Below are 11,199 nucleotides of genomic sequence, written 5' to 3' on the forward strand. Positions count from 1 at the left end.
CCGGCCGCCGGCCTTCACGATCCTGGACCGGCACGCCGTGCTGCTGCTCAACCGTGGCGAGGACGCGACGGCAAGTTGCCCCAGTCCTGGTTGGGCACGACCGCCTCGGCGATGTGGAAGCTGCCGCCCGGCAGCGGCTTCTTGCCCTCCCCGTCACCCCTCGCCTTCACGACGTTCTTGCCGAACCCCTCCACGAGCGGGCGGCCCACGTCGCGCTTGAGCCACAGGCGCAGCAGGTGCCGGCGGCGCTCCGGCTCGGGCCAGTCGACGTAGCTGGTCCGCGAGTGCAGGGCGGCGTAGTTCAGCAGCCACTGGACGTCACCTGGCTGGAAGTCCATGTCGATCGGGAGCCCCTGCTCCTGGGTGATCTCGTCGTAGAGGTGCAGCAGCTCGATCTGCGCCTCGGTGAGCTGCGGCACGCCGGGGTACTTCTGGGCAGAGAAGATCATCGTGCTGCCCGCGTAGGTGCTGAAGACCCCGTCGACGTAGCTGCAGATCGGGGAGACGTAGGTGTTTGAGAGGGCGTCGGGGTCCTGGCCCCGCCAGTCCCAGTGCCAGGGCTCGAACAGCAGGGGAGCGAGGTCGGGGCGGCGGCGCAGGATCTCGTTGTAGATCGTCGTGCCGCTCACCAGGCTGCTGGAGCCGCCCTCCTTGGACGCGCGCAGGCACATCAGCGCCACCACGTCGGAGCTGTCGGAGTGGAAGGGCAGCCGGTCGCGCACCCGCGACGGCAGCGCTCCGGGGTCGTCGAGCGTCTTGTTGGAGGTCGCGATGACGTGGTCGAGCACGTTGCCGAGCTGGTTCTGCTCCATCGGCGTGCCGAGGTGCAGGCCCATCAGGAAGAAGATCGCGCCGGCCAGCGTGTCGCCGTACTCGGCGGTGCGCAGGCCGCGGACCAGGATGAAGCCGCGCCCGGCGTCCATCTGCCGCGCGCACTCCTCGATCATGCCGCGCGCGGCGACGAGCGGGTAGCTCTCCGCGGTCACCTCGCGCAGGTCGGGGTCGTCCTCGACGAACCGGCGGCCGAGGGTTTCCAGCTCCTCACGCTCGGCGTCGTTGAGAAGGTAGATCCACTCGGTCGATCCGGCCAGCTCGTCACCGCGCCAGGCGGAGGGGCCGGTGATGGAGGATGAGGAAAGGTCTGTGGTCATGATGCGCTCCGAGTGCTCGGGGTCGTCTCAGAAAGTGCTCGCCGGGGCGGGACACGTGATCCGGGCGGGAACGCGACGGGAGAGGCCGCACGAACCGGTCGTGCGGCGGAGCCCGCCGCGACGCCAGGGTCAGAAGGGAGTCTGCGGATCCCCGGCGGCGGTACCTGGGCGCAGGCCCTTGCGCGGCGGGCGGATCCGCATCGGATCCCTGAAGCAGGGCAGGCTGGACCCGGAGCCTGGTGCGGCTACCTGGGTCATGGTTCTCTCCTGCGGCTGGTGGTTCTTCCGCCACGCTAGACCGCTCCCAAAGGTTCCGTCAATAGAGATGTCGTCTCGCCCTCCGTTACGCCTGTGCGCCTCTGCGGCCCTCCGGGCGGGGACGGCCTCAGCGGGCCTCTCCGGCGCGGCGCTCCCGCTTTCCCCGTGCGATCTCGGTGCCCAGGGCGTCGAGGCGCTGGGTCCAGAAGTGCCGGTAGCGGTCGAGCCACCTGTCCACCTCCCGCAGCGGGGCGGGGTCGACGGCGTACAGGCGCCGTGTTCCCTGGGCGCGCACGGTCGCGAACCCGTTGTCCCGCAGCACGCGCAGGTGCTGCGAGACGCCGGGCTGGGAGATCCCGAACTCCTCCTGCACCACGGCGCTGATTTCGCCGGCCGCCCGCTCGCCATCGGCGAGCAACTCCAGGATCCGGCGCCGGACGGGGTCACCGAGAACGTCGAGTGCGTGCATGGCCTCACTATCCCAGTGTCGGCTCATATGCGGGAATTCCGCGGCCGACCGAACCGTTCGGCCGCCCCAATGTGCCTCTCACCTGGACGTATGCGCTTTGGGGTGGTGCCATGGGAGGAGAGGGATGCCCGGAGAGCCGGCACCTGTGATCCAGGAGGCCACAGTGAAGGCAACCATAGGTGACAAGCTGATCGTGGAGGGGACCCACAGTGGCGACCCTCGCAAGATCGGGTTCATCGTCGAACTCCATCACCAGGACGGAAGCCCGCCCTACGTGGTCCGCTGGGAGGACGACCAGCACGAGAGCCTCGTTTTTCCTGGGCCTGACGCCCATGTGGTGTCGAAGACACCGGACTAGAAGGCGTTTCGCGCCCGTTTGGTGAGAATTGCCCATGGCGGGGCGGCCAGGACCGCTCCGCCCCGGACACCGGTGATCCCATCGTGTCGCGCGGGCTACGATCGCTGATGTGCAGCAGCGTGAATTGGGTGGAACTGGCAGGCAGATCGGCGTCGTCGGGCTCGGCGCGTGGCAGTTGGGGGCCGACTGGGGTGAGGTCGGCGAGGACGAGGCACTGGCCACCCTCAACGCGGCCGTGGACGCCGGGGTCACCTTCGTCGACACCGCCGACGTGTACGGCGACGGACGGAGCGAGCAGATCGTCTCGCAGTTGATCAAGGACAGGCCCGGGCTGACCGTGGCCACCAAGATGGGCCGCCGTGTCGCCCAGGAGCCGTCCGCCTACACCCTGGACAACTTCCGGGCCTGGACCGACCGCTCCCGGGCCAATCTCGGCGTCGACACCCTCGACCTGGTGCAGTTGCACTGTCCGCCCACCCCGGTCTACTCCTCGGACGAGGTCTTCGACGCCCTCGACACCATCGTGGGAGAGGGCCGCGTGGCCGCCTACGGGGTGAGCGTGGAGACCTGCGAGGAGGCGCTGACCGCGATCGCCCGGCCGAACGTGGCCACCGTTCAGATCATCCTCAACGCCTTCCGGCTCAAGCCGCTGGAGAAGGTGCTCCCGGCGGCGGCCGCCGCCGGGGTCGGCATCATCGCCCGCGTCCCGCTGGCCAGCGGCCTGCTGTCCGGCAAGTACGACGAGTCCACGGTCTTCGCCGCCGACGACCACCGTACCTTCAACCGGCACGGCGAGTCCTTCGACGTCGGCGAGACCTTCTCCGGGGTCGACTACGCCACCGGCCTGGAGGCGGTGCGCCGGCTGGCCCCGCTGGTGCCGCCCCAGATCACCATGGCGCAGTTCGCGCTGCGCTGGATCATCGACCAGCCCGGCGTCTCCGTGGTCATCCCCGGTGCGCGCAACCCGGCCCAGGCCCGTGCCAACGCGGCCGCCGCCGCGTTCGACGCGCTGCCCGAGGCCACTCTCCAGGGTGTGCGGGAGATCTACGACGAGCTGATCCGCCCCCAGGTCCACCAGCGCTGGTGAACCGCCGCGGGTGACGACGCCGGTCATGATCTCCTGGATCCGGCGCGCCATGGTGGTCCACCGGTGCCGGTGAACCGCCGCGGGTGACGAGGGCCGGGTTCCGCACGGGTGCGGGACCCGGCCCTCGTCGGCAGGTTTTTATGGATCTGTAAACCGGCCGGTTATGCGGGGCCGTATCGGGACTGCCGGATGATATCGGGTTAGCCGGAAAAGCGGAATTCGGGAGGGAGCGGCCGGGATTTTTGGCCGCCGGATGAATTCCCTTTCTCTGGCCGGGGAGTTCGCCGGTGGTCCGTTAGGCAAAATAGGGGAAGTCCTTTTATCTGCCCATTCATCGTGTGACGTGCCTTAGCGGGACGGGCGCCGTGCCAGGCTACGCGCGGGCGCGGCGTAGCCGCTCCCCGGCCGCGGTGCGCTGGGGCGCCGACTCCTCCCGCTGCAGCCGCTCCCGTGCGTACAGGCGCAGCCAGTCGGCGATCAGATAGACCGGGGAGGGCCTGGGCTCCGCGGTGACCACGTGGGCCTCGGCGAGCCTGTCGGCGACGTCGGCGGCCAGCCGCACGTCCGAGTCGAGCAGCGCGGCCAGATCGTCGGCGGTGAACTCGCCGCTCGGCAGCGCGCCCAGGCGCCGCAGCGAGGTCCACAGTTCGGGGCCGAGGTCGCGCTCGTAGGTGGCCGCGCAGGTGCGCAGTGACAGGTCGTCCACCGACAACTCGTCCAGCAGCGAGTGCTCGTCGGCGAGGCGGTCGGCGAACAGGGAGAGCCTGACGTGACGGTGGGCGGCCAGTCGCGCCCCGGCGATGCGGACGGCGAGCGGAAGGTTGGCGCAGGTGCCGACCACGCGCAGGGCGGCCGCGGGGTCGGCGTCGACGCGCTCGGCACCGGCGGTCCGCCGTAGCAACTCGACGCCTTCCGCAGGGGTGAAGGTCTCCAGCGCCACGTGGTGCGCCGACTCCAGGGCGCTCAGCCGCCTCCTGCTCGTGATCAGCACTCCGTTGTCCCCGGTACCGGGGAGCAGGGGCCGTATCTGCGCCGCGGTGGACGCCTCGTCGAAGATCAGCAGGATGCTGCGCTCGGCCAGCCAGGCCCGGCAGGCGGCGACCCGCTCGCCGGCCCGGCGCGGAGGGTCGCCCTCGAAGCCGCAGGTGCGCAGGATCTCGGCCAGCACATCGGGAATCGAACGCTCCCGGCCGCCCGCCGTGCGCAGCCGTACGAAGAGCTGCCCGTCGCGGAAGCGCTCGCGCAGCAGGTGGGCGGAGTGCACGGCCAGCGCGGTCTTGCCCGCTCCCGCCGGGCCGGAGATCACCACCGGCGGGCTGTGCCGGCGGGCACGGAAGACGTCGAGGATGTCCTGGACGCTCTCGCGGCGGCCGGTGAAGTCGGCCAGGTCGCGGGGGAGCTGGCTGAGGTGGGCGATCACCTCCTGGCCGTGGCCCGCGGTGGGGTGCGGCCTGATCACGGTCGCGCCGCCGAGGTGTGGCGGGCCCCCGCCCAACGGGCCGTCCAGGGACGGGTCACCCGCGAGGATCGCCCGGTAGAGCCGTTCGAGGACCGGGCTGGGCTGGAGGCCGAGTTCCCGGGCCAGTGTCTGGCGCATGTCCTCGTACTGCGCCAGGGCCTCCGACTGCCGCCCGCAGCGGAACAGCGCGATCATCTGCGTGCTGCGCAGCCGTTCCCTGAGCGGGTGGCGCCGGACGTTCTCCTCCAGGGAGCCGATGATGTGCGTGTGGTGTCCGAGGCTGAGCTCCGCCTCGGCCCAGTCCTCGTACACCGACATGCGCTCACTGCGCAGCCGGGAGAGCTCGTCGCTGATCAGCGGCACGTGCGCCATGTCGGGCAGGGGGTCGCCCCGCCAGAGCCGCAGAGCCTCGTGGAGCGGGCCCACCGCCTTGGTGATCTCGCGGTCGCGCAGGTGCTGGCGGCCCCTGCGGGCCAGGGTCTCGTAGACGAGGATGTCGAGCTGCTGGGGACCGAGCCGTAGCTGGTAGCCGGGAGGACGGTAGGCCAGCCGGTCGCGGTCGGCCTCCCCGAGCACGTTCTTGCGCAGCGCGGACACGTAGACCTGGACGTTCTTCAGCGCGGTCCTGGGGGGCTCCTCGCTCCACGCCGCGGTGCTGAGCTGGTCCACCGGGACGATCCTGTTGGCGTGGCAGAGCAGCAGGGACAGGAGCACGCGCTGCTTGAAGGGCCCGAGCGGGACCAGGCTGCCGTCACGGCGGGCCTCAAGAGGGCCGAGCACGGCGAAGGTGGTCTCTCCCGCCTCCGCCTTCTCGCGCACTACGGTTGCACCCACGGGGGATTCTCCATTGGCTGTCCAGGCGGCTGCGGAAATCTGACCGGGTTATGTGGAGGCGGGCTCACAGAATTGTCATGATATATGCGCCTATCTATTAGTAAACCGGTGATTTCTGCTGAAGTAGTCAGCTCTGATTGTCAACCAGGAGCTCGTGAAGTGAACCGAGCAGGCGCAGTCCGGCCCGCCGTCTTTCCTCGGTCCCGCCCGCGAGCGCGGAGACGATGGACAGCAGGTCGCCGAACTCGGACCCGGTGCCCTCCAGCACCCGCAGGGCGTGGCGGTTGCGCTGCACGATCCGCAGCGCCGCCGACGCCTGCGCGGCGAAGAGCGTCAGCAGGGCCAGTTCGTCGATGGCCGCTCGCGCCTGTGGGTGAGGATCGAGCACCTCCAGCACGCCCAGCGCCTCGTCGTCGTGGACGAGCGGCACCGCCATGAGCCCACCCGGCACGTACGCGGTCGACTCGGCGATGTCGCGGGCGAACACCGTGCTCGTCGACAGGTCGTCGACGATCAGCGCGTCCCCGGCGCTCAGCACCCACCCCGCGATGCCCCGCGTGGCGGGAAAGCGCCGTCCGACGAGCACCTTCTCGCCCTCGCCGGAGACCGCCTCGAAGACGAGGTCCCCGTGCTCCTCGTTCACCAGGAAGATCGAGCTCGCCTTGGCCCCGAAGATCACGCGTGCGGTGTCGACGATCGACTGGAGCAGGAGGCGGTGTTCCGCCTCCGAGCCGGCGACCGCCGCCGAGACGGCCGCGATCATCTCACCGTTCACCATCATTGAGCTTCCTCACATTCTGCGCGGTCAGGTACAGGACGGTCTTCACCTGGAAGGGCGTCAGCCCGGGGTGCTTGCTCAGGATCAGCGCGCAGTGGGCCGCGACGTGAGGGGTCGCGAAGCTGTTCCCGGTGCACCGGGTGCGTCCGCCGCCGGGCCAGGCCACCTCCACGTCGGATCCATGGGCGAAGAACTCCACGGGCGGGCGAGGGTTGTACAGGATCAGCCCGGGATCGGCCCCGGCGTGGCTTCCCACGGAGATCACCGAGGAGAACCGCCAGGGGAAGCTCTCCACCGGCAGGTTGTGCGCGGACGCCACGAGCACCGTACGGCGGAAGTAGGCGAGGTCACCGAGTTCGCGCAGCGGTTCGGCCAGATGCCTCCTGTTGGTCGACAGGCTCAGGCTCACCACGTCGAAGCCCTGCTCGATGGCCCAGCGGAGTCCGGTGACGAAGGCGTCACCGGTTCCCGAGAAGCCCGCTCCCAGCACCTGGACGCTGTGCAGCTCGCACTCGGGCGCGATCGAGCGGATGATCCCGGCGCACGCCGTTCCGTGCCCGCAGGTGTCGGCGGCGTCGCTCTCCCGCACGACGGCCTTACCGTCCGGGCCCGTCACCACGGCATGGGTCGCCTGCACCGGGGCGAGCAGCGGGTGGTCGCGGTCGACCCCGCTGTCCACCACGCAGACCCGCACGCCGCGCCCGGTGGCACCCTGCCACGCCCACTCCGGGGTGATGGCCGCGTTGCCCGCGGCGGACACGGTGATGTCGGCGAGGTCGTCCTCGGCGCCGAGCCGCCAGGTGAGCTCGGGATGGGCGGTCATCGCCGGCCCGCCAGCGCCAGTGCCCATCCCCTGCCGACCAGGTGCCCCTTGGCCGCGAACTCGGCCATCGCGCCGCGCGCCGCGGCCTCGCTCTCCTGGTGGGCGCCCAGGACGGCGAGGCCGCGGGCGTTGCCGAGCAGCACCGTGGCGCGGCAGGCGGGGGAGTCGGTGCCGCCGGCTTCGCGTACGGCCAGGTCCATGAGCTCCCGGCAGGGCTCCGCGGCGCCCCGGGCGGCGAGCACCTCGGCCTGGATCGCGTGCAGCTCGGCCGTGTTCATCGGGGCGGCCCGGGGCGAGCCCTCCAGGGCCGTGCCCGCCCACAGCTCGGCCCCGGCCAGGTCTCCCCGGCGCAGCAGCGTGCCGGCCAGGTCACGTGAGGCGGTGGCCAGGAGCTGGGTGTCGCCGAGCGCCCCGGCCCTGGCGCATGCCTGGCGGAGCAGGTCCTCGGCGAGGTCCCAGCGTCCGGCCAGCGATTCGACGGCCGCGGAGAAGATCGGCATGAACGCGTCGGCGTAGGCGTGCCGCAGGTCGGTGAGGGAACGCCCGGCCGCCGTGAGGGTGGTCCTGGCCTCGTCGAACCTTCCCCGCGTGGCCAGCAGGACCGCCAGGGGACAGCCGACGACGGCGCGCACGATCCCCCGGTCCCCGCCGTGCCCGGCCAGCAGGTCACGGCACCTGGAGATGGCGACGGGCGCCGGTTCCGGGCCCAGCCAGAGGGAGGCCGCCAGGTTGCCCAGGATGGTGGCGCGCTCCAGCTCGGCGCCGGACCGCGTGGCGTACTCCAGGGCACGCTGCAACATCTCCCTGGTCTCGGCGAACCTGCCGCGCCCCTGCGCCTCCTGGGCGACCATGGTCCAGGCCCTGGCCAGTCCGAGGTCGTCGGCGGCGGCCTCGAAGACCGGTATGGCACGGCGCGCGACCTCGGGGGAGCCGGCCGGGTCGAAGTGGCTCAGGTAGAGCGAGGCGTGGGCGGCCACCACCGCGTCCGCGTCGCCGGTAGCGCGCTCCAGCACCTCGGTGAGCAGCAGCCGTCCCCGCTCGACGTCACCCAGGGTGATCTGGGTCTCCGCGACGCGCCCGCTGATCCGCGGCCAGCCGGGGTGGGCCGGCCCCAGCAGCGCGGCCCCCCTGCTGAGCAGGTTCTCCGCCCTGGACAGGTCGCTCCTGCGCAGCGCGAGGGTGCCGGCCTCCGACAGCCGGGCCGCCGCCCCGTCGCGCAGCCGCGCGGTGTGCTCGTCGGGAGGGCCGAGGTCGGCGCGGTGCCGGTATGCCTGCTCCAGGTGCGTGCCGACCGCCTCGTCCCCGCCGTCCCCGGCGGCCAGCCAGCCGGCGAACCGCTCGTGCAGCTCGGCCCGCCGCCGCTTGGCCATGCCGCCGTAGACGACCTCCTGGATGAGGCCGCTGGTGAACCGGAACGTCGCCTCCGTACGATGCTCGATGAAGGACTTGCGCCGGAGCTCCTCCAGCGGAGCGCCGGGCTCGCCGGTCCCCGAGACGGCCCGCAGCTCCCCGGCGGTGAACTCCCTGCCGACCACCGCGGCGCACTCCAGCACCTCCCTGGCCGCGGGACCCAGCCTGTCGACGCGGGCCGCGATGAGAGCGTGCACGGTCAGCGGCAGGCCGTGCGGCTCCCCGCCGTCGCCGAGCATGGCCACGAGCTGCTCCAGATACAGGGGGTTGCCCTCGGAGCGGTCGGCGATCCGGTCGAGCAGGGCGCCGTCGTGCGGCGTCACCTCGGCCAGCCCGGAGGCCAGGAGCCGGGAGTCGGCCGGGCCGAGCCGGGGCAGCGCCAGCCGGGAGGCGACCTGCCAGCCGGGCATGCGGTCGAACAGATCGGAGCGCGTCACGCAGAGCACCATCACCGCCGCCTCGCTCAGCTCCTCGGCCAGCCGGCCGAGCGTGTCGAAGACCGGGCCGCCCGCCCACTGCACGTCGTCCAGCACGATCAGCACGTACGTGGAGCGCCCGAGTCCGGCCAGGACGCTGCGCAGTGCCCAGGAGGTCTCCTGGTGTGAGGGGTTGGGCGTGCCGTCCTTCAGCAGGCCGTCGCGGAGCACGGCGAGGGCCCGCGGGTCGGGCGTGCCCACGGTCACCAGCTCGCGCACCGCGTCCGCCACCCCGAGCAGCGTGCCGCCCGCGCCGTACGGGCGGCAGCGGCCGGAACCGACGAGGACGCCCCGCTGCCCCGCGCGCTCCGCCCACAGCCGTGCCAGCCGGGTCTTGCCCACCCCCGCCTCGCCGTGCAGGGTCACGATGCGGCAGTGGCGGTGCCTGATGATCCCGTCCAGGGTCCGGTCCAGCTCGCGCAGCGGTTCCTGCCTGTCGACGAACGGGATGTCGAACCGCCGGATCACGGCCGGGTCGTCGGAGCGCATCGAGACCAGCCGCCACGCGGTGACCGGATGCCGCTTGCCGCGCAGTGTCAGGGGGCCGGCCGCGGTGCCCACGGCGGAGGGGCCGACCAGGCGCCAGGTCTCGGGCCCGAGCAGGATCTCTCCGGGCTGGGCGAGCTGCTGGAGCCGGGCGGCGGCGTTCACCGTCTCGCCCGCGACGAGGGCCTGCTCACCGCGGGTGAGGCCAGAGGTGACGACCTCGCCGGTGTTGACGCCGATGCGGACCCTGAGCCGGATCCCGAGATCGTGGTCGAGGTCGTCGTTGAGCCGTTCGAGCGCCGCCCGCATGTCCAGCGCGGCACGGGCGGCACGCGGCGCGTCGTCCTCGTGCAGCTCCGGTACGCCGAAGACGGCCATGACGGCGTCGCCGATGAACTTCTCCACCGTGCCGCCGTGCCAGGCGAGCTGGTCGCGCATGAGCGCGAAGTAGCGGATCAGGACCGCGCGCAGGGACTCGGGGTCGAGGCGCTCGCTCAGCGCGGTGGACTCGGCCAGGTCGCAGAAGACCACTGTGACGATCTTGCGCACCTCCACCGGCGCCGGCGCGGCGAGGTGTGTGCCGCACGACGGGCAGAACCGGGGGTGTCCCGGCGTCTCGGCCAGGCAGGAAGGGCACCGCATGATCATCCCCGATCAGAACAGGAGTCCGCCGACGATGTGGGCCTCGACCTCGGGGGAGCCCTCTCGCAGCTGCCCGTGGATGGAGACCAGGAGCGTGACCTCGGCCTCGCTCAGCGAGCGGACGATCTCGCGCTGCTCGGGGCCGACGAGGGTGAGGTCGATTCCCGCCCGGGCCAGCTCGTCGAGGGGGTCAAAGGTCATGTTTCCTCCCGGGGTGGCCGAGTGAGACGAGGTCGCCGTAGGGCGGGCAGCCGTACCTCCCGGCGAAGCCCACCCCGCCGCCGGCCAGCTGCATGTCGAGGACCCGCCGCTCCAGGAAGGCGGCGGCGGGCGTGTGCGGGGGAGGGGTGACCTCCAGCTCCCGGCAGGTCTCGCAGTACCCCCGGCCCGGCGGGGCGCCGGCCAGCCGGAGCGGGCCGTACGTTCTCAGGGCGCGCAGCGTGCCGGAGGTCAGGCAGCGCTCCCTGACCGTGCTCCAGTCGTCGGCACCCGCGTGCCCCAGGCGCAGGTGGCCGGGGACGGGGCGGTGGTCGACGACGTCCTGGTTGCAGCACGCGGTGATCGTCCCGTCGAACCCGACGGTCGGCCAGGCGGCCATCGCGCACGGCAGCGCGGGCGCGACCCCGGAGCCCGTCACGGTTCCGGCGTTCTCCGCGGCCGGTGCGGGTACGGTGCCCCTGCCCGGTAGGGGGCGGAGCGCGGGCGCGCCGGCACGGGCCCGGCCGACCGGCCGCACGCGCCCCACCAGCATCGGGATCCGGTCGTGGAACTCCCGCCGGATCTCCGCGGTGACGTCGCGCAGGTAGGGGTCGTCGGGCCCGCTCCCGGTGAGATGGAAGCTGAGATCCTTGCCCCGCGCCAGCAGCGCCCGCATGACCGCGAAGACGCTCTTCCTGGGCACCTCCTCCTCGTGGAAGGCGTCCAGGCTGGCGGAGAAGTGGTCGGCCGCCTCGATCGCCCCGGCGATC

10 protein-coding genes are annotated in these 11,199 nt (G+C 72.1%); 2 read left to right on the forward strand and 8 right to left on the reverse strand.

Annotated elements, in window-relative coordinates; translation table 11 throughout:
- Window positions 1–47 precede the first annotated feature (47 nt).
- Window positions 48–1,151 carry a TauD/TfdA family dioxygenase gene (locus ABZU75_RS42355; RefSeq protein WP_355567771.1) on the reverse strand — a complete coding sequence of 368 codons (1,104 nt, stop codon included), beginning with the start codon at window positions 1,149–1,151 and terminating at the stop codon, window positions 48–50.
- A 385-nt stretch (window positions 1,152–1,536) separates the two neighbouring features.
- The gene (locus ABZU75_RS42360) at window positions 1,537–1,878 is read right to left on the reverse strand and encodes a metalloregulator ArsR/SmtB family transcription factor (protein WP_350928608.1); all 342 of its coding nucleotides are present in this window, start codon (window positions 1,876–1,878) and stop codon (window positions 1,537–1,539) included.
- 163 nt (window positions 1,879–2,041) lie between these two features.
- Between ABZU75_RS42360 and ABZU75_RS42365 the strand changes: the two genes are divergently transcribed.
- Complete coding sequence (locus ABZU75_RS42365) at window positions 2,042–2,236, forward strand: DUF1918 domain-containing protein (protein ID WP_355567776.1); 195 nt, start codon at window positions 2,042–2,044, stop codon at window positions 2,234–2,236.
- A gap of 109 nt (window positions 2,237–2,345) precedes the next feature.
- Window positions 2,346–3,323, forward strand: coding sequence for an aldo/keto reductase (locus ABZU75_RS42370; RefSeq protein WP_355567779.1), 978 nt, complete (start codon window positions 2,346–2,348; stop codon window positions 3,321–3,323).
- A gap of 373 nt (window positions 3,324–3,696) precedes the next feature.
- Here the strand turns inward: ABZU75_RS42370 and ABZU75_RS42375 are convergent, their stop codons facing one another.
- The 6 genes from ABZU75_RS42375 to ABZU75_RS42400 all read right to left on the reverse strand — a co-directional run.
- Complete coding sequence (locus ABZU75_RS42375) at window positions 3,697–5,616, reverse strand: BTAD domain-containing putative transcriptional regulator (RefSeq protein WP_355567783.1); 1,920 nt, start codon at window positions 5,614–5,616, stop codon at window positions 3,697–3,699.
- Between the two features lie 127 nt (window positions 5,617–5,743).
- Entirely contained in the window at window positions 5,744–6,397 is a 654-nt protein-coding gene (locus ABZU75_RS42380) for a GAF domain-containing protein (protein ID WP_355567786.1), read from the reverse strand.
- Window positions 6,381–7,217 carry a S8 family serine peptidase gene (locus ABZU75_RS42385; protein WP_355567789.1) on the reverse strand — a complete coding sequence of 279 codons (837 nt, stop codon included), beginning with the start codon at window positions 7,215–7,217 and terminating at the stop codon, window positions 6,381–6,383. Before ABZU75_RS42385 ends, ABZU75_RS42380 begins: the two co-directional genes overlap by 17 nt.
- Entirely contained in the window at window positions 7,214–10,231 is a 3,018-nt protein-coding gene (locus ABZU75_RS42390) for an adenylate/guanylate cyclase domain-containing protein (RefSeq protein WP_355567792.1), read from the reverse strand. The genes ABZU75_RS42385 and ABZU75_RS42390 overlap by 4 nt, the downstream gene beginning before the upstream one ends.
- 12 nt (window positions 10,232–10,243) lie before the next feature.
- Window positions 10,244–10,432 carry an aroma-sacti cluster domain-containing protein gene (locus ABZU75_RS42395; protein ID WP_355567795.1) on the reverse strand — a complete coding sequence of 63 codons (189 nt, stop codon included), beginning with the start codon at window positions 10,430–10,432 and terminating at the stop codon, window positions 10,244–10,246.
- Window positions 10,422–11,199: hypothetical protein (locus tag ABZU75_RS42400; protein ID WP_355567798.1), on the reverse strand; the 778-nt coding region annotated here is incomplete at its 5' end. The genes ABZU75_RS42395 and ABZU75_RS42400, both read right to left, overlap by 11 nt.

It is taken from the genome of Streptosporangium sp. NPDC005286 (assembly GCF_040607515.1).
Classification (GTDB): Bacteria; Actinomycetota; Actinomycetes; order Streptosporangiales; family Streptosporangiaceae; genus Streptosporangium.

Excerpts from the sequence above, each read along its gene's own strand:
- ABZU75_RS42355 (WP_355567771.1), bottom strand. The coding sequence starts at position 1,151 with ATGACCACAGACCTTTCCTCATCCTCCATCACCGGCCCCTCCGCCTGG.
- ABZU75_RS42385 (WP_355567789.1), bottom strand. The coding sequence starts at position 7,217 with ATGACCGCCCATCCCGAGCTCACCTGGCGGCTCGGCGCCGAGGACGAC.
- ABZU75_RS42360 (WP_350928608.1), bottom strand. The coding sequence starts at position 1,878 with ATGCACGCACTCGACGTTCTCGGTGACCCCGTCCGGCGCCGGATCCTG.
- ABZU75_RS42395 (WP_355567795.1), bottom strand. The coding sequence starts at position 10,432 with ATGACCTTTGACCCCCTCGACGAGCTGGCCCGGGCGGGAATCGACCTC.
- ABZU75_RS42380 (WP_355567786.1), bottom strand. The coding sequence starts at position 6,397 with ATGATGGTGAACGGTGAGATGATCGCGGCCGTCTCGGCGGCGGTCGCC.
- ABZU75_RS42390 (WP_355567792.1), bottom strand. The coding sequence starts at position 10,231 with ATGCGGTGCCCTTCCTGCCTGGCCGAGACGCCGGGACACCCCCGGTTC.